This is a genomic window from Streptosporangium sp. NPDC001681, from assembly GCF_040298085.1.
Taxonomy (GTDB): Bacteria; Actinomycetota; Actinomycetes; order Streptosporangiales; family Streptosporangiaceae; genus Streptosporangium.
The window spans coordinates 42,137-59,919 of record NZ_JBEOZN010000009.1 but is presented as its reverse complement, the minus strand read 5'-3'; the positions used below and the strand labels follow the sequence as shown (position 1 = coordinate 59,919).

The window sequence follows — 17,783 nt, the reverse complement described above, 5'->3', positions numbered from 1 at the left end:
GTACGGCTCGACCTGGAGGCCGCAAGGGAGGGTGGCCGCGCTCTCCTACCGCGGGCGGCTCAACCTGACGGTGATCGCCGACCGCCGGAGGTGCACGGACGTGGACGTCCTCACCGCCGGGATGCGGCGGCCGTGGGCGGAGCCGGCGGCTTTCTCCGAACTACTTGCGGATCATGAAACGGGAGCGGCCGGATCATCAAGGACAGGTTCGTAGCGAGGGTGCGGTGGTTGCGGTGCGGTAGAACTCGGCTGCGGTGACGGTGGCGGGGACGCCGAGTTCGGCGGCGACCGCGGTGATCGCGGTGGCGCCGACGGCGAGGTCGGCTTGGCCGTCGGTGGTGAAATACGGTGCGATGAACGTCTCGTAGTGGGCTCGGGCTTCGTCTGAGGTGTGCCGGCCGAGGAACGTCTGGATGTGCCGCACCGTGGTGTCGGGTTCGTTGTGGATCACCTGCAGGGCGCGCCGGTGGGCTCGTACGACGGCCTGGACCGCGGGGTCGTCCGGGTGGATGTAGGTGGGGTCGACGGCCACGCCTACGGTGGGGATCTGGAAGTGGTCGCCGACCCAGGCCGGCACCTGCCAGCCGTGCTCGGCGGCTATCGCCTCCGGTGCCATGGTGCTGCCGACCAGGGCGGCGTCGATCCTGCCATCGTGCAGCCAGCGCAGGTCCATGCCGTAGTCACCGGGCGGGCGGACGATGGTGTGGATGTCGCGGTCCGGGTCGAGGCCGGCCTGGCGCAGCACGATCCGGGCGAAGCACCCGGGTGCGGTGTGGGGGGTGTGTATCGCCAGCCGCCGGCCGGCCAGGTCGGCCAGGGAGGTCAGGCCGGGGCGGGCGAGGAACCAGAACAGCGGGCGGTGGGTGTTGACATTGAGTGCGACCCAGGGGATGCCGTCGGCCAGTCGGGACAGCAGTGCCCGGCCGAGCCCGATGGTGGCGCCGTGGCGCAGCCGCTCCTCGTCCCAGGAGCAGCCGTCGCGCAGCGCGACGTGGACGCCCTCGTCGGCGTAGTAGCCCTGCTGGTCGGCGATGTAGGCGACCAGTTCCTCGTGCAGGCCCCGCCCGACGTAGGCGAGATCGATCGTGTACATGAACGTTTTTCCTTGATCGTGTCACCGCCGTGCGCCCGCGCGCGCCGCGGGCCCGGCTGCTGCGGCCCATGGTGCTGAGGTGACGGTGTGCCGGATGCGGTCCGGCCGACGGCCGGACCGGGACGGTATGGCCCCGCGTGCGGAGGACAGCGGGGCGTCAGTACATGGACATCCCGCCGTTGACCGCGGCCGTGGTGCCGGTCATGAAGGCGTTGTCCTCGCTGGCGTAGAAGGCGACCGCTTGGGCGACGTCGCCCGGGTGTGCCAGGCGGCCCAGGGGGGTAGCGGCCACCTGCCGCTGCTTGTGCTCCTCGTCGAACACATCCGCCATGCGGGTCTCCTCCACCGGGCCGGGCTCGACGACGTTGACCGTGATGCCCCGCGGGCCCAGTTCCTGGGCGAGGTACCGGGCGAACTGCGCCAGTGCGGCCTTGGCCGTGCCCAGTGCGATCATGCCCTCCCGGGGCCGGCGGCTGAGGCCGGTACCGAGATAGATGATGCGTCCCCAGCCCTGTTCGGTCATGGCGGGCAGGACGGCTTTGGTGACCGCGAACGCCGCACGCATCTCGTCGTCGAGCTTGCCGCCCAGTTCTTCCCACGTCATGTCCTGGAACGGCTTGATCACATACGGGGTGAGCGCGTTGTGCACGAGCACGTCGATGCCGCCCCATGCCGCCTGGACCTGCTCGATCATGCTCTCGACCGCCGCTGCCTCGCGCACGTCGGCCTGCACGGCCATGGCCTGGCCGCCTGCGGTCTCGATGCCGGCCACGACCTCCTCGGCCGCCGTGCCGCTGCGGAGGTAGTTGACCACCACGCGCATCCCTCGCGCGGCCAGAAGACGCGCGGTGGCCGCGCCGATTCCGCTGCTGGCCCCTGTCACCAACGCCACCCTGCCGGTTGCCCCGGACACGGTCCCGCCTCCTGCTCATCACCGCGGGCCATCGGCATGACCGCCCGGAGTTGTTCATCGTCGACGCCGGGGTGTGCTGAGCGGATCGCCCCGTAGAGCACGGTGTCGACGGTCGCCCGCAGCAGATCGGCCGAGGTGCAGCCGAGTTCGCACGGCAACTGCGAGGTGAGCAGCTTGTCGCGGCGCGCGTGATCCAGCAGGTCGAGCCTGACACCGCAACTCTAAAGGCGGGGCCACTTCAAGCCGACATGTCGGTCTGGGATCACATCACCGATCCGAGACGGGCCCAGCTCAAGCCGCCCGGGTGGGGCACTTCAAGTCGTCATAACCATGCCAGGCCGCCCGAGGTAGCCGGGATGGCCGGATGTCTACTGACAACGACCAGACGCTCAACTTCTGTCTCTCGGCGAGAACTCCACTGCGGTCGGGCCGGGCAACCAGGAGTAGATCACGGTTGCGGGTCGTCCGGAAGGAGCGGGCATGGCAGGTGCCGCAAAGCTCGTCAGGTCGCCGTCGCGGGTCTCGGCCTGCGGCGGTCGTGGCGCGTCAGGGGGTTGCGGGTGGCGTGTCGAGTCCGGTCAGCCGCGACAGCGCGGCGAAGCCGTCGTCGGTACCGGGCCAGTGCCGGCGTACGGCCTGCAGCCCGGCGCGGCGGACCACCGAGCGCAGTACGGCGACCACGATGATGGCGTCGTCGGCATAGCCGAGCACGGGGATGAAGTCGGGTACCAGATCGAGGGGGAAGGCCAGGTAGGCCAGCAGCAGCGCCAGTCGTACCCGCACGCCGCGCGGCAGGTCGCGGTCGGCGGCCAGGCGGCGGATCAGCCGCAGCACGTCCGGCAGCAGCCGCAGCGCCTCACGCAGCAGGCCGCCGCGCGGCCGCACGACGGCCAGTACCACAAGCAGCGCCAGCCAGGTGACCAGCAGCGCGACCGCGATGCCGATCAGCAGGTCCCATCCCCACGCCCCGGTCACCGCCGGCCGCTTTCCCGCTCGTCCACCGTGGCCGTTGCGACCTCGGCGGGGGTGTCGGCGGCCGGCGCGCCGGCCACGGGGTCGAAGCGGCCGGCCTGTGCTCGGCGTTCCAGCCGGCGGCCTGCCGGCCGAACAGCGCCGTGACCGCACGGGCCGGCTCCGGGTGTCCAGGCCTGGCCGCAGGCGATCCGCCGGGCCGGCTCCTGCAGGCCGCCCGCGTCACCGACATCGGGTTTGCCCGCAACCGCGGGAGACAGGGCGAACAGGCGGCGAACAGTCATCGGGGCCCTCCCGGGGCGACAGCAGGTCAGCGGGCGCGGACTTTACCTGGCGGCCAGGAGTTCGGCCAGGTCGGCGGGCAGGGGCATGGGCTGGGTGAGGCCGGCACGGGCGCGGCCGGTGTTGCCTTCGGGGTAGCGGCCCAGCGCCGAGCCGGGCGCGGCCACGATGATACGCACCACCTGGCCGAACGCTTCGCGGCGGTCGCGCTGAGCGACGGCCAGGACGAACATCGCCAGGTGGTTGCGGGTGTGGGGCCAGGGCCACGGCTGGGAGATGATGTGGGCCCGTTCCAGATGCCGCCAGCGCGCCGCGGCGTCTCCGGTGGCGCGGGCGGCGTTCATCTCGGCGCGGTAGGCGGCCCGCACACGGGCGGGCATCGGGCGGCCGATCATCGATCGTGCTCCTTCTCAGCGGTGCAGCAGCCATCCGCGCATCCGGCCAAGGCGCCTGACCCGCCGACGACGGTGGTGGTGGGGACGGCACAGCAGGTGTCGCCGCGCCAGGCCTCGCGACCTTCCTTGACCGCGACGGCCGCGATGACCAGGGCGGCGATCGGGTCGGCCCACGACCAGCCGAAGGCGCTGTTGAGCGCCAGGCCCACGAGCAGCACGGCGGACAGGTAGGTGCACAGCAGCGTCTGTTTGGAGTCGGCCACCGCCGAAGCCGAGCCGAGTTCACGGCCGGCACGGCGCTGGGCGGCCGACAGGAACGGCATGATCACCAGCGACAAGCCCGCCAGGATCAGGCCGGGCGTGGAGTGCTCGGCCTCGCCGGCCCCGGCCAGGGCGCGTACGGCGTCGACGGTGACGTAGGCGGCCAGCACGAAGAACGAGAGCGCGATGACCCGCAACGCCACCTTCTCCCGCCGCTCGTGATCGGTGGCCGAGAACTGCCAGGCGACCGCGGCGGCCGAGGCGACCTCGACGACGGAGTCCAGGCCGAAGCCGATCAGCGCGGCCGAGGAGGCGAGGGTGCCGGCGGTGATGGCCACGACGGCTTCGATCACGTTGTAGGTGATGGTCGCGGCCACCAGCAGCCGGATGCGGCGGCGCAGTACGGCACGGCGGGCCGGTGCGGGCCCGAGGCCGGGCAGATTCAGCGCGGTCATGCGATCGTGCCTCCAGCGGGCAGGTCGGCGTCGCGGTCGAGGCTGCCGGGGCCGGAGACGGGGCAGAGCGTGACGGAGTGACCGGTGGCGGCCAGCAGCTGCTCGGCCGCGCCCAGCAGGTCCATCAGCTCGGGCCGGGTCAGCGCGTAGAACGACTGGCGGCCCTCAGCCCGGTAGTCGACCAGCCCGCAATCGCGCAGGCAGGCCAGGTGCTTGGAGACCGTGGACTGGGCCAGGCCGAGCTGTTCGGTCAGGTCCACCACCCGGGCCTCGCCTCGGGCCAGGCGTTGCACGATCTTCAGCCGGGTCTCATCAGCCAGCGAGTGGAACAGCGCCGCCGCCGGTGGGATGCCCGCGGCGATGTCGGCGTTCACGCATCGGCCGGCATCATTATCAATCGCCATATGGCGATGATAGCCAGAAATGGTTATGTGTTGGCAAGAGTGCTCGACCTCGAAGCTCGGCGGCACCCGCTAAGGGCGACGCCGCGCCGATACGACGGCCGGGCCCCTCTGGAGCCTGGATCGAGGCCACCGGGCGGCAACCCGATGCGGGTGCGGCGAGAGCGGACCGGCCCGGCGCCCGTCCAGCAGGCAGGGCAACAGCCGTGCGGTGGCGGTGCGCCAGACGATGACATCGACCGCGCCGCCGGCATCACACCGTGCCGCGGGGTGGATCGGAGGCGCGCCGCCCCCCGGGTCCGGTCACGCTATCGGGGGGCAACACACAGAACTCATTGCCATCGGGGTCGGCCATCACCACCCGACTGACCCCGCGCCGGCCGATGTCGACTCGAGTCGCTCCGAGGGAGACGAGACGGTCGGCCTCCGCTTGCTGATCACCGTGCACAGATGGAGCGAGGTCGAAGTGCAGCCTGTTCTTCCCTGTCTTCGGCATCAGTGGCGGACCGCCCCACGTGATCTTCGGACCACCGTGGGGCGAGCGGATCGCGGTCTCTTGGTCCTGGTCCCAGACCAACGGCCAGCCCAGCGCCTCGCTCCAGAAGTACCCGACCTCCTGCGAACCGTCGCAGGCAAGCGCTCCGATGAATCCGCAGTCGGCAAGGAAGTTGTTGCCCGGTCCGATGACGCAGAACTCATTGCCTTCGGGGTCGGCGAGCACCACATGACCCTCCTCCGGGCGTTGCCCGATGTCGATGTGCCGCGCACCGAGTCCGAGCGACCTCGCCACCGTCTGCTGCTGGTCCTCCAGGGACGTGCTCGTCAGATCGAAGTGCATCTGGTTCTGGCCGGTCTTCTTCTCCTGGGTCGGAAGACATCGGATCCGGAACCCGGTGTCATCGCTCGGCAGGAGCACGATGCCATCGTGGGGGTCGCCTGCCATCTCCCAGCCCAGGACTCCGGCCCAGAAGCGCGCGAGACGGAGCGGGTCGTTCGCATCGAAGCAGAGCGCGACAAGCTGAGAAGTCATCCCGCATCTCCAATCTGCTGACTCACAGGCGCAGGCAGGGCACACCCTCCTGGCGCATGACGGAAGCAACGCTAGCCCGCTCGAGGACTGCGACGCCAACGCATATGAGTCAGAAGGCGACGCTTCCGGCGCACGACCCGCGATCAGGACAGTGGACGACTGACTCATCGCCGCCGTCACCGAACACCTCGCTCCACCCCGCCGAGGCCGGTAGGGCGTGTGCGTTCAGCTGATGTTGATCACGACCTTGCCGCGGCTGTGCCCGCTCCCGACGTCGCGCTGTGCCTCCGCGGCGTGGTCGAGGGTGTATTCCGCTCTGATGTGTACGGAAATTTGGCCCTTGTCGTGGTAGGAGAGCATCTCGGTGAGACCTTCCGCGCTGCGGACACCGGTCCAGTCGCGGATGCCGAGGGCGGCGATCTCGTCGGAGAAGACCATGGTCACCACGCGGTCCGGGTCGTGAGCGATTCCGAGCGCCGCGCGGAGCCCGTCGGCCTCGAATCCGAGAGCGGCGTCGACGCCGTTCGGGGCGATGGCGCGGAGCCGTTCCACGAGTCCGGGCCCGTAGGCGACCGGGACCGCCCCGAGGGACCGCAGGTAGTCATGGTTGGCCTCGCTGGCGGTGCCGAGCACAGTGCTCGCCCCCATCGCCTTCGCGAGTTGGACCGCCATCGTCCCCAGCCCGCCGGACGCGCCGTTGATCAGGACGATGTCGCCGGTGGTCACGCGCATCTGGTTGAGGGCGTTGCGGGCGCCCTGGGCGGCTCCGGAGAACCCGCCGGCGATCTTCCACGGCATGTCGGCCGGCTTCGGCACGACCTGGTCGTACGGCACCACGACCCATTCCGCGTAGCCGCCGAGCGTGCTGAACCCGAGGACGGCGTCGCCGACCGAGAATCCCGTGACGCCCGCACCGATCTGGTCGATCGTGCCGGCGAACTCGTTTCCCGGCACGATCGGGAAGTCGCCCACGAGCGCGCGGGGAAAGCGTCCCTCGCGGACCCCGCAGTCGAAGGGCTGGACCCCGGCGACCTCGACCCGGACACGCACCTGCCCGGCTTGCGGGTGAGGCTCGTCCAGTTCGACGGTGCGGAGCACCTCTGGGGGGCCGAACGAGGACAAGGCGGCGGCTCTCACTGATGTCTCCTTCACTCAGTGGGCTGGGCGTCGTCTGTTGGAGGCGCCCATCTCATGGTGAACAGCTCGTATCCGGGGGGTCGGCCGGGCACCGGTCCGGCGGGCGTGGCCCTGAGGCCGTCGAGCGCGATGGTGATGACGCGTTCTCTCGCGTTCTGGGCGGCGTCGTCCAGCTCGGTCCGCCCCTGCCGGTGCAACTGGTCCTGGAGCGGGGACTTCGAAAGCTGTTCGATGAGCAGCTCAAGATCGACCGGAGTAACCCCGGCACGGAGCACCTCGGCCCGGTGCGCGCGCTCGACGAGCATGGCCACCGCGCGGTCGCCCTGCCCGGCCAGCTCGGTCATCTCGGCGGTCACCTCGAAGGTGCCGGCCACCGGCGCCAGCGAACCGGGGCCTGACCGGATCGAGGACATCGCGTAGTGCCTCAGGCCCTCCCACGGATCGCCCATGGCAAGCCCTTCCTTCGCCGCGTCGAGATACTCGCGCAGCGCGATCAGGCATAGCCGCTGGAACAGTTCCTGCTTCGTGCGGTAGCGCCGATACAGCGACCCGACGCCGACTCCGGCTCTGGCCGCGATCGACGCCACCGAGGCGTGCGCGCCGTCCGCCGCCAGCACCTCGCGGGCCGCTCGCAGCAACGCCCGGTCATTCCGGGCGACCTCCTCGCTGCGCCATGAACGCGAACTCGTCATGGGGGCAGTCTACACATTTGCGGAGCGATTCGCTCCGCATCTATGGTTCGCTGCGGAGCGAATCGCTCCGCAGCGTAGGGAGGACCTCATGACCACCGGCACGACCGGCGTCGACGACACCGATCCGGCGCCCGATCGCAACCGACTTCCCCGGCCACTCCGCCCGTTCCGCACGGGCCGATACCGGCTCCTGGCCACCGCGCTGGGCCTGAGCCTGGCCGGCAGCGGCATGTGGGCGGTCGCGGTGGTGTGGCAGGTGATCGCGATCGGCGCGGGTCCATCCGAACTCTCCCTGATCGCCACCGCGAGCGGCGTCGGACTGGTCGCGACCGCCCTGTTGGGAGGCGTCGTCGCCGACCGCGCGTCCCGGCGGCGCATCATCCTGCTCGCCCAAGCGGCCAAGGCGGTGGGAGCCGGCTCGGTCGCGGTCGCCGCCACCATGGACCTGCTCACTCCCGGACACCTCATCGCGGTCGCCGCGGTGCTCGGGATCGCGGACGGGTTCTTCTATCCCGCCTACTCCGCGCTCGTCCCCGCGGTCGTCCCGCAAGACGATCTGCTCGCTGCCAACGGGATCGAAGGCGTGCTGAGACCGACCCTGATGCAGGCGGCGGGACCCGGCGCCGCCGGCGCACTGATCAGTGTCTTCGCACCGAGTATGGCGTTCGTGGCCATCGCCGCCGTGCATCTCCTGGCCGCGACCTGCACCGCCATCATGCGCGAGCCCGAGACGCGCGACCGTACGGCACGGGCGGGCAACCCCGTCCAGTCGGCGGTGAGCGACCTGCGGGCCGGGTTCGCCTACCTGCTCACGACGCCGTGGCTGGTCGGCACGCTGACGTTCGCCGTCACCCTCGTCCTGGTCGCCGGCGGGCCGATCCAGGTCCTGCTCCCGTTCGCGATCCGTGACCAGGGGGCGGGCGGGCCGCAGGCGTTCGCGCTCGCCCTCGCCTGCTACGGCCTCGGCGGTGTGATCGGCTCGCTCACGATGTCCGCGCTGCCCCTTCCCCGGCGCTACCTGTCGGTGATGCTCCTGGCCTGGGGTGGCGGCTGTCTTCCGCTCGCCGTCCTCGGGGCGGCCGACCAACTGGGGATCATGATTGCCGCGCTCTTTCTGCATGGCGCCCTCACCTCCGGCGCGGGCGTCATCTGGGGAACACTGCTGCAACGTCGCGTGCCGCCCGCCATGCTCGGCCGGATCTCCAGCCTCGACTTCTTCGTCTCACTCAGCGCGGCCCCGCTGTCCATGGCGCTGGTCGGACCGGCGGCGGCCGAATGGGGAATCCGGTCGGTCTTCCTCATGGCGGCCATCGTCCCGCTGACGGTCGCCGTACTGGCCATCGCACTCGCCCGCCTCAGGCGTGATGAGCTCGACCACCCCCTCACCGGCGCGAGATGAGCAGGTCACGCACCACACTGCCTTAAGGATCAGCAAGATCCAGACCCTTTCCATGAACCGGCGCTGATCACTGGACACGTGCTCCCTCAGGAAGGCGTCGATCCGTGCATTAAGGTTGCGGGCGGCTTCGAGTCCGCTGCCGGTCTTGCGGACGATGTCTCAGTGCCGGTCTTCGGCCAGAGCGAGGGCCAGGTCGAGGATCAGGGAACGTCCGGTGTGCTCGCCGGCGCGATGCCTTGCCTTCTTGGCTGGTCTCGGGAGTCGTGTGCGGAACCGGCGGACTGCCTCGCCGCCCCGGTAGGTAGCCCACCCGCATCCCACGGTGCCCGCCGGTCTCGCCCTGGCCCGGCCTGTCGCACTGCCCGCCGCCGGTCACGCCTGCGGGGCGTGACCGGCCGGCGATTCCGGCGGCAGCCGAATGTCAACGTGTCACACGATCTGGATGGCGACGACCTTCGGAGGGCGGTTCGGGAAGGTGATGTCGTGCCAGCGCTCGATCTTCACCGAGTCGCCGTTGGCGTCGTAGTAGATCAGGTCGTTGTTGCCCGTGGAGATCCGGTCGACCCACCATCCGCCGAAGTCGGTCTTTCCGCTGTTGGCGTAGCAGTCGACGCTCTGGCGGCCGTCGAGGTGCGACCAGATCTTCAGGAAGTTCTCGCCACCAACGCATTGGACGTGGTCGATGGCGAAGGCGGTGCCGCCCGGGATGGTGATGGTGAAGGCGGCGGTTGCGGCGAGCGCCACGGCCATGGAGCGGGCGTTCTTCTTGCTCTTCGAGATCACAGACTCTCCTCCTGCGGAGACCGGCGCGCACGGCCCCGGCCCTGTTGGTGACGTCGCGTCCTGACGGAACGGTGCTTCGTCGGGCCGGCAGACGGCCGACTGCGCACTGGAGCGGCCCCTCGCGGCTGCGCTTTTCCGTGACGCAATTGGGTGGCCAGGTAACTCAAAGTAATACCACCTTTTGTCCGGCCAACACGGGGTCCCAGTAGTAACGACGCAGGAAACAACGGATATGCAGATCAGCTGCTCGCCTTCCAAGCTGTGCCCGAGGGTCCTTAAGGGAGCTTTGACCTGCGTATCCGTTGAAAATTTCGCCGACACTACCGGGACCTCTCCCCAGAGCAACACGTTTGACGAACGAAAGGCGCTCCTCGGCTTGGTCCGGGTCAGCACCGACAAGCAGAAGACCCAACGTCAGCTTCGGGAGGAGGACGCCCAGTTCGAGGCCGCGCTCGCCCTGGCCCGCCAGATCAAGGCGCACGCCCCGCACTGCCGCGTCATCCTGACCGTGTACGAAATGAAACGACTCGGCCGCCGACCCTTCCGCCGCCGCTGAGCCGATCAGGCCTCCCGGGTCAGGAACTGGTGGAGGCTCCGACAGGCCCGGGTCAGCGAGGTCGAACCGCGCTTCTTCGCGTGGGCGGCCACCTCGGGGATCTCGCCCCGCGCGCCGGCCCACGCGGCGATGTCGGTGGCCAGCACGACGGCGTCGGTGTGCGGACGCCGGGCCCGCTCGCCCTCCCTCGGAAGGAAGACGGCCAGGAAGTGGCGCAAGATCGTCCATACCTCGGCGTGCGCGCCCTGCTTGGCGGCCAGTTCCAGTGAGGGCAACGCGGGGTCGGCCTCGTAGCGGGTGCGGCGGCCGAAGAGGCCCAGCAGGCGGCCCGTCTCGGCGGCGGGGAGCGCGCCCTTGGCCGCCAGCTGAAGCAGTGGGGGCACCGCGTCGTCGCCCTCCACGGTAAGGAAGTAGGCCAGCACCAGGGCCGTCGCCGGGCCGGACGTGCCTTCGGCCAGGGTCAGGTTGCGGAGGTCGTCGATCGCGATGTCGGGCGGGTCGAAACGGTCGATCAGGCCGATCGCCAGATGGGCCGCCGCGAGCTCCCGGTGGTGGGGCGTCATACCGGGCCAGAAGTGACGTGACACGCGCCGGAACGGGCGCATCTCGGGCACGGTCAGCAGGGCGTCGAGGTGGGCGAGACCGGTGGGCTCCACGGGTTGCCAGCTCACATTGGCGATGCCGCGCTGGTCGAGGAGATGGTCGTCGTAGGGCACGACGCGGGAGCCGAGGTCGAGGGTCCAGGTCAGCTCCACCTCCGGTGGTGGGGGCGCGCCGCGCTCGAACCAGCGGGCCACCACCGCAGCCGCCGCCGAGCCGATGCCCTTCGCGCGTTCGGCCAGGTCGGGGGCGGGATTGGGCGGGAGGCGCAACAGGGCCTGTGCCACGTCCAGCGGGAGCGGTTCGCAGCCGGATTCCGCGCACACGGCCAGGCGGTCGAGCAAGGTCTCGGGGGCGAGGTGGCCGTCGGCGCGGGTGGGGGTGGCCAGCAGTACCGGGGGCAGGGCTCCGGCCTTCGCCGCGCGCAGGAGTTCGTCGAGGCGGGACAGGAGGAAGGCGTGGGGGCGGGCGCACTCTCGCAGGTGGGGGAGGCGGTTCCAGGGAGCGGGGGCAGGTCGCGCCTTCAGGTCGTAGAGGTCGGTCTGGACGTCGATCGTCCGCAGGATCTCCTCTTGTACGTAGTCGGGCATCTCGTGGAGCGGGACGACCGTGCGGAGGCCGGGGAACAGCTGGAAGGCCGTGGCCGCGACGTTCACCATGCCGTCGTACAGGGCCTGCCCGAGATCGCCGGACAGGCCGGGGAAGGCCTGCTCCGCGTCGGCCCGCTGCTCCTCGGAGATCGTCTTCCGGTACGACGGGCGCTGCCTCGGCGGACGGGACATGGGCGGCCCCGGATCTTCGCCGGGGTTGACGAGTTCCCTGGCCAGCGCGGTGCACCAGTCACGCGGGGAGTGCCACGTCGGCGCGTCGTAGAGCACCGGCCGCAGGTGTTCGCCGAACCGCCGAGCCAGCGTTTCCTTCAGGGAGTCCGGGCTCGTATGTGCCTCCCGCGTGACCGCCGCCAGCCACGCCTCGACGTCGATCCAGCCGATCTCCTCCGGCGGGCCGCTCTCCAGGCCGGAGGTGGGGAACGGGCCGGGGACGGTGGCCTCGGGCAGGCGGCCGGGGGTGAAGTCGCTGGTCCAGCCTTCGGTGAAGCGCTCGAAGAGCTGCCGGGCTGAGGCCGGGGGCAGCAGTTCGGCCGACTCCAGGATCGGGGCGGGGTCGGTGAGGTGGTCGGCGTGCTTGAGGGTGAGGGTGACCGCGCGGTCGCGCACCTCGTGAGAGGCGTGCGCGTACGCGTTGGTCAGCGCGGTGACGTGGTCGGCCACACGTTCCGGTGTGGTGGCGAGGTCGCGGTCGAGCCAGGTCAGGCCCTTCACGGCGAGCTTGGCCTCTTGGCGGAAGGTCATCGCCTCGATGGCCTCGGCGACGTCCGCCGGGTCGAGCCGCGCCTGGCGCACCTGCTGCCAGGCCAGCTCGGCTACCGGGCCCGGCGCGGCGGGCAGCAGACGCAGGTAGTCGCGCAGCCGCACGGCCGACTCCTCTGGCGTGGGCGCCACGAGCGTGTGCAGCCGGACGAAAAAACGCAGGTCCTGCGCGTCGCCGCCGAGCAGGAAACGGCTCACGCAGCCGGTGATGATCTGCTCGCGCGACAGTGTGCGGGCGGCCAGGGCCAGCCAGCGGGACGGCTTCGGGGTGAGCGTCTCGTTGACCAGCGCCCGGCCCGCGCCGGCCGCCTCGAAGATCTTCGGAAGCAGGTGGGGCGTCAGCGGGTCCTTGGCCACGCCCACCGCCGACAACCAGGCCGCCACCAGCGGCTCGTGGTCGGGTGGGGCGGCCTCGCCGTCGCGCAGCAATTCCAAGGCCAGCGGCACGATCCGGTCGTCGGGACGACGGATGCGGCGCGCGAGCCGTACCGCCAGATCGGCACGCCAGGCCACCGGGCGACCGGAGACCGCCTTCACCAGCCGGTGCGGGCTCGGCGCGCCGGACCAGCGGGGATTGAGGTCGCGCTTCATCAGCCAGGTGACCACCCCGGCCGGGCCGGGAATGGTCGCCGCGCCCACCATCATCAGCACCTCGGACCGGCCGGTGACCTGCTCGTCGGCGGTCCAGTCGAAGGCGTCCCAGCCGACGGTGGCGGCCAGCAGCGGGCTCTCGCGAAGCTCGGCGAGCAGGCCCGGCAACCCGGCAGCGACGGTGGCCCGCTCGGCGTCGGTGAGCTTCGGCAACCGCAACGCCAGACCCTCGGCGTCGTGGTTGAGCACGAGATTCCTGATCTCGGTACGGATGTCGTCAGAGGTCATGACGTGGCTCCGGTGAGCTGGGCGTGAAGGCGCTTGCACTCGTGGACGAAGCGGATCGTCCGGCGGCTGCGCGCGAACTCGGCGACGACCGGGATCTCCCCGCGCGCGCCGGTCCAGCGTGCCACGTCGGCGGCGAAGGCGACGAGTTCGGCGTGGGTCACGGTGATGCGCTGCCCCTCGCCCGGCAGCATCCCGGGCAGCAGAGCGCGCAGGATGCGCCACACCTCGTGGTGGCCGCCGGCGTCGGCCAGCTCGGTCAGGGCCGCGATGGCGGGGCGGGTCTCCCGCCAGGTGCGGCGCAGCACCAGCGCGAGCTGGCGGCCGATCGCCTCGGCGGGCAGCTCGCCCCTGGCGGCCACGCCCAGGACCAGCGGGATCATGCCGGGCACGCTGTCAGCCAGGAGAAAGGCGAGGATCACCGCCGTGGACTCGCCCATCGGGCCCTGGGCGATCTCCAGGCCGGTGATCTCCGTGGGCGTCACCCACGCGCCCCAGCGGCCGCGCAGCAGGAAGGGCAGGAAGTTGACGGCCACGACCTCGCGGTGCGAGGGCAGCATGGCGGGCCACGCCCGGAGCGTGCCGCTGAACTCGTCGACCGTCCAATCGAACGGCTGGCGCAGCAGCACCTCGTCGATCAGTCGATGGCCGGTCGGGGCCGTCACCCGCAACACCGGCTGCAGCCTGACCTCGGTGAAGTGCTCCGGTTCGCCGTCGCCGAACTCGACCATGGACGCGTCCACCATGTGGCGCCACACGTGGCCGCACTCAGGGTCGGCCATGCCGTCACCGGCGAGCCAGCGGGCGGCCGAGCGCGCCGCCTCCGAGTCGACCTTGGCGGCCCGGTCGGCCGCGGCCTGGTGACTGCCCCGGGGCAACCGCAGCAGCGCCTGTGCCAGGTCGGCCAGGGGCGGCTCCACTCCGGCGGCGGCGCAGGTCTCCAGCCGGTCGACCAGCACGTCGGGGTCGAGGTGGCCGCTCATCCAGGTCGGCGTGGCCAGCAGCACGGGCGGCAGGGTGCCGTTTCGGAGGGCCTCGGCGAGTTCCGCGTAGCGGTGCAGCAGGAAATCGTGGGGCGGGGAGACGCGATTGGGGTGGGGCAGCTGGTTGCGCCGCCGCCACTCGTCGTGCTCGGGCAACTCCTTGGGCATGAAGGAACGCAGCCGGGGTGGGACGAAGACGACGGTCACCTCCACGAGCGGCTCGCTTGGGCCTGGCGGGGGTACCTGCTCCTCCGCCCGCATCGCCGCGATCCGGGCGGGGGCCACGCCGAGCTCGGCCATGCGCTCGTAGGCGTGGTCGAGGATGAAGGACGGCATGGCCTCCACGGAGTCGTCGTACAAGACGCCAGGCCTCGTCCGCACCGGATGGAGGCGATCCGGCAGTCTGTCGTCGTAGATCTCCTCGTCCTCGTCCTCGTCCTCGTCGTCGGCGCCGAAATACCACGGCTGCTCGACGTCGGTGGGGGAGCCGTACAGGTGGATCCGGCCCCTGGCGAAGGGGATCTGCCGGTCGCCCTCGTGGGCCACCGCCCCGTCCGGGCCGTCGTCGCTGGTCCAGGTGATGAAGAAGGCGCGCAGCGGGGTGTCGTCGTCGAGGTAGCGGCCAGGCCGGTAGGCGCCGCCCACCATGATCCGCCGGGGCCTCGGCTCCGGGTCGGGCTCCTCGCCACGGGTGAGGGTGCGCACTCCCACGGAGTGGTTCGCGTCGTCCCAGAACTTCTCCGGCCTGATCGGCGGTAGCTCCGGCACGCTGCCGGGGGTGACGAGCTCGGCGGACAGCGCCGACTGCCAGTCATCGGGGTCGAGGCGCACCTCCCTGGACCGCCAGTAGCCCTGGTCCTGCTCGACGTGGGGCTTGAGCTTGCGGCGCAGTTTCGCCCGGTCGTCGGCGATCCCGGCGACGAAGGCCGCCAGCCAGCGCTCCTGGCCGATCCAGCGCTCGTGGTAGTTGGGGGAGATCGACGGCTCGGGGAACCGCCGCGCCTCCGGCAGCTCGGGCAGCGGCGGGAACTCCTTCTGCTCCAGCAGTTCCTCGACCGGGGTCTCCCCGCCGAACTGCTCGGCCAGCTTCGCGCCCAGGCCGGCGGGGAGGTGGCGGACGCCGTCGAGGATCGCCCCGGTGTGGTCGGCGAACAGGTCGGCGTATTTCAGGGTCAGCTCGGCCGCGCGGTTGCGCACGTCGAAGGACTTGTGCGCGTATGCCGTGGTCAGCGCGGTCACGAAATCGGCGGCCGCCTCGGGCGTGGCCCGGATCGCCTGGTCGAGCCAGCGCAGGCCCGTGGCGGCGAGCTTGGCCTCGTCCCGGAAGGTGAGCGCGTCGACCGCCTCGACCAGGTCGGCGTGGTCGAGCGGCATCGCCCCGCGCACCTGCCCGGCGGCCAGCTCGGCGACCGTGCCCGGAGCCGACGGCAACAACCGCAGGTAGTCGCGCAGGCGGGGCGCGGACTCTGCGGGCGTGGGGTCGAGGAGCATGTGCAGCCGGACGAAGAACCGCAGGTCCTGCGCCTCGCCGCCGCGCAGGAAACGGCTCACGCAACCGTCGAGCACCTGCTCCCTGGGCAGCTCGCGGGCGGCGGCGGCCAGCCAGCGGGTTGGCCGGGGCTCCAGCCGCTCGTCACGGAGGGCGCGGCCCGCGCCGTCGGCGTCGAAGACACGGGGCAGCAGCACGGGGGTCAGCGGGTCATCGGCCACGCTCGGCGCGGCCAGCCAGGCGGCCACCAGCGGGTCGTGGTCGGGCGGCACGGCGCCGGACTCACGCAGCAGCGCCACGGCCAGCGGTGCGATGCGGTCGGCGGGACGGCGCACCCGCTGGGCCAGCCGGACCGCGACATCACGACGCCACTCCCGGGGCCGGGTGGCCGCCACCCGGCACACCTGGGCGACGTCGGGGTCCTCGGCCCAGCGGCGGTTGACGTCGCGGCCGGTCATCCACGTCACCGCGGCCGCCGGGCCGGTGATGACGCCGACACCGGTCAGCAGCAGCGCGTCGGCCAGTCTGTCGAGCAGGTCGCCGACCTCCCAGGAGGCCATCTCCTCGAAGTCGTCGGGATGATGGGCGCGCACCTGCTCGGTGCGGACACGGCGCAGCTCCTTGACGAGGCCGGGCAACCGCCCGCCCAGCTCGGCGCGCTCCTCCTCGGTGAGCGTGACCAGCCGGTCGGCCAGGCGGGTGACCTGGTTGCGGGTGACCAGGTCGCAGAGCTCCGTCCAGAGGGTCATCGGGAGACCTCCACGGCGGCGCGGGCGACGATCCGGGCGGCCAGCACGTGTTTGCACGGCCCACGGGAGCCGCGATGGTCCCACCACCACTCGCAGGTACAGGATCCGTCGGCCAGCGAGACCCGGCGCGCGCCGCCCGAGGTGTGGACGGTGGCCAGCTCGCCCTCGAGGTGCACGGCGCCCGCGTCGACGAGCTTGCGCGCCTTGGCCAGCCGCGGGTTGAGCAGGATCACGTTGTCCTTGTCATAGGGCAGCTCACGGTGGAAGTGGGCGGCCTCCGACAGGTCGTAGCCGACCCGGCCGGCGACGCCGAGCTGCGTTAGCGCGGCCCGCACCCGGTCCGCGGGGATGCCCGCGCGGTCGGCCAGCAGGCCGATCTCGACCTCGGGCTCGAAGTTGAGCAGCATGCCCACCACGTCGGCGTCGTTCTCGGCCTCGTCGGTGGCCAGGTCGTCGAGCACCGCGCCCTCGCCGGAGAAGCCGCGCCAGCGCTCGGGCGAGAGGGTGAGCGTGTAGCGCATGCCCGGCAGCTCCAACTCCCAGGCGCTGGAGGCGGCGTCGGCCGGGCCGTACACCCGGAGGGACTTCGCGAAGCGCAGCAGCGGCAGGAGGGTGCCGAGCCGGTTGGGGCCGGCGAGCTGGACCGAGCCCGGAACCTGACGGCCGGAGACCTTCAGCTCCCGCCCCGCCTGCGCCACCCACACCGTGCCCTTCTTGGGCAGCCCGCGCAGGAACCGCACCGCCGCCATGCCGGTCAGCTCACCGCGCTGGTCCATGCCCGAGGCGATGACCTGCACCTCGGCGAAGCCGCGTAACCAGCGCTCGGGCAGCGGCACCTTCTTCTCCACCACCGCGCCATCCATCGTGGTCACGACCAGCTCGTCGAGCCCGACCCCCAGGTGCAACGGGTCACGCGCGCCGATGCGCGCCAGCGCCTCCCGGAGCGGCGCGTTCACGTCAACGTTGGTGGTGCCCCGGTCGAACACCTCGCCGTCGAGCGCGCCGTTCAGCAGATCAAGCCGGGCGTACACGCCGCCACAGGCCGAGAACGACTCGAACCGCAACCGGTCTCCATCGCACGTCACCACCGGATCCCGCACCCAGCCGGGCCGCGCCTGCGGCTGGTGGTAGCGGGCCAGCGCCACGTCGGCGACGCCGAGCAGGGCCACGGCGGCGGGGGCCGCCTGGGTCACCACGCCGCTGAAGAACCGGGGGGCCACGGCCGGGCCGGACAGGGCCCGCCCGCCGGAGGTCGCCAATCCGAGACGACCGTCGACAAGGGAGGAGGGCGCGGCGTACGTGTACGCCTGCGTCGCTGAAGTCATGGCCGGGACATTAGATCGCCCC

The 17,783-nt window shown here is 71.4% G+C and carries 16 protein-coding genes; 2 read left to right on the top strand and 14 right to left on the bottom strand.

Features of this window, described 5'->3' with window-relative positions; genetic code table 11:
- Window positions 1-196: 196 nt before the first annotated feature.
- The 10 genes from ABT130_RS06200 to ABT130_RS06155 form a co-directional block, all read right to left on the bottom strand.
- Entirely contained in the window at window positions 197-1,093 is an 897-nt protein-coding gene (locus tag ABT130_RS06200) for an ABC transporter substrate-binding protein (protein WP_350953319.1), read from the bottom strand.
- Between the two features lie 157 nt (window positions 1,094-1,250).
- On the bottom strand, window positions 1,251-2,006 hold the full coding sequence (locus tag ABT130_RS06195; protein ID WP_350953317.1) for an SDR family NAD(P)-dependent oxidoreductase: 756 nt from the start codon (window positions 2,004-2,006) through the stop codon (window positions 1,251-1,253).
- A 546-nt stretch (window positions 2,007-2,552) separates the two neighbouring features.
- On the bottom strand, window positions 2,553-2,981 hold the full coding sequence (locus ABT130_RS06190) for a YkvA family protein (RefSeq protein WP_350953315.1): 429 nt from the start codon (window positions 2,979-2,981) through the stop codon (window positions 2,553-2,555).
- Window positions 2,978-3,262: a hypothetical protein gene (locus ABT130_RS06185; RefSeq protein WP_350953312.1), complete on the bottom strand. Its 285-nt coding sequence runs from the start codon at window positions 3,260-3,262 to the stop codon at window positions 2,978-2,980. Before ABT130_RS06185 ends, ABT130_RS06190 begins: the two co-directional genes overlap by 4 nt.
- Before the next feature lie 42 nt (window positions 3,263-3,304).
- Window positions 3,305-3,655: a DUF3703 domain-containing protein gene (locus ABT130_RS06180; protein WP_350953310.1), complete on the bottom strand. Its 351-nt coding sequence runs from the start codon at window positions 3,653-3,655 to the stop codon at window positions 3,305-3,307.
- Window positions 3,652-4,371, bottom strand: coding sequence for a cation efflux transmembrane domain-containing protein (locus tag ABT130_RS06175; protein WP_350953309.1), 720 nt, complete (start codon window positions 4,369-4,371; stop codon window positions 3,652-3,654). Before ABT130_RS06175 ends, ABT130_RS06180 begins: the two co-directional genes overlap by 4 nt.
- The gene (locus ABT130_RS06170) at window positions 4,368-4,775 is read right to left on the bottom strand and encodes an ArsR/SmtB family transcription factor (RefSeq protein WP_350925294.1); all 408 of its coding nucleotides are present in this window, start codon (window positions 4,773-4,775) and stop codon (window positions 4,368-4,370) included. Before ABT130_RS06170 ends, ABT130_RS06175 begins: the two co-directional genes overlap by 4 nt.
- 250 nt (window positions 4,776-5,025) lie before the next feature.
- Window positions 5,026-5,802, bottom strand: a complete 777-nt coding sequence (locus ABT130_RS06165) for a VOC family protein (RefSeq protein WP_350953307.1) — start codon at window positions 5,800-5,802, stop codon at window positions 5,026-5,028.
- Between the two features lie 225 nt (window positions 5,803-6,027).
- Window positions 6,028-6,939, bottom strand: coding sequence for an NADP-dependent oxidoreductase (locus ABT130_RS06160; RefSeq protein WP_350953305.1), 912 nt, complete (start codon window positions 6,937-6,939; stop codon window positions 6,028-6,030).
- An 11-nt stretch (window positions 6,940-6,950) separates the two neighbouring features.
- Entirely contained in the window at window positions 6,951-7,631 is a 681-nt protein-coding gene (locus ABT130_RS06155) for a TetR/AcrR family transcriptional regulator (RefSeq protein WP_350953303.1), read from the bottom strand.
- 88 nt (window positions 7,632-7,719) lie between these two features.
- Between ABT130_RS06155 and ABT130_RS06150 the strand changes: the two genes are divergently transcribed.
- Window positions 7,720-9,030: an MFS transporter gene (locus tag ABT130_RS06150; RefSeq protein ID WP_350953301.1), complete on the top strand. Its 1,311-nt coding sequence runs from the start codon at window positions 7,720-7,722 to the stop codon at window positions 9,028-9,030.
- A gap of 429 nt (window positions 9,031-9,459) precedes the next feature.
- On the opposite strand, the gene ABT130_RS06145 is transcribed toward ABT130_RS06150, so the two are convergent.
- A complete protein-coding gene (locus tag ABT130_RS06145; RefSeq protein WP_350953299.1) occupies window positions 9,460-9,813 on the bottom strand; it encodes a beta/gamma crystallin domain-containing protein in 354 nt (117 codons plus the stop codon).
- 286 nt (window positions 9,814-10,099) lie between these two features.
- Between ABT130_RS06145 and ABT130_RS06140 the strand changes: the two genes are divergently transcribed.
- Window positions 10,100-10,369 (top strand): hypothetical protein, encoded by a 270-nt coding sequence (locus tag ABT130_RS06140; protein ID WP_350953298.1) that lies wholly within the window; start codon window positions 10,100-10,102, stop codon window positions 10,367-10,369.
- Between the two features lie 5 nt (window positions 10,370-10,374).
- Here ABT130_RS06140 and ABT130_RS06135 read toward each other — a convergent pair whose 3' ends face one another.
- From ABT130_RS06135 to ABT130_RS06125, 3 genes are read right to left on the bottom strand one after another with little or no spacing between them, the layout of a single operon-like run.
- Window positions 10,375-13,218: a hypothetical protein gene (locus ABT130_RS06135; protein ID WP_350953296.1), complete on the bottom strand. Its 2,844-nt coding sequence runs from the start codon at window positions 13,216-13,218 to the stop codon at window positions 10,375-10,377.
- Window positions 13,215-16,436 carry a DUF7824 domain-containing protein gene (locus ABT130_RS06130; RefSeq protein ID WP_350953294.1) on the bottom strand — a complete coding sequence of 1,074 codons (3,222 nt, stop codon included), beginning with the start codon at window positions 16,434-16,436 and terminating at the stop codon, window positions 13,215-13,217. The genes ABT130_RS06135 and ABT130_RS06130 overlap by 4 nt, the downstream gene beginning before the upstream one ends.
- Window positions 16,433-17,761, bottom strand: a complete 1,329-nt coding sequence (locus ABT130_RS06125; protein ID WP_350953292.1) for an SWIM zinc finger family protein — start codon at window positions 17,759-17,761, stop codon at window positions 16,433-16,435. Before ABT130_RS06125 ends, ABT130_RS06130 begins: the two co-directional genes overlap by 4 nt.
- Window positions 17,762-17,783 lie beyond the last annotated feature (22 nt).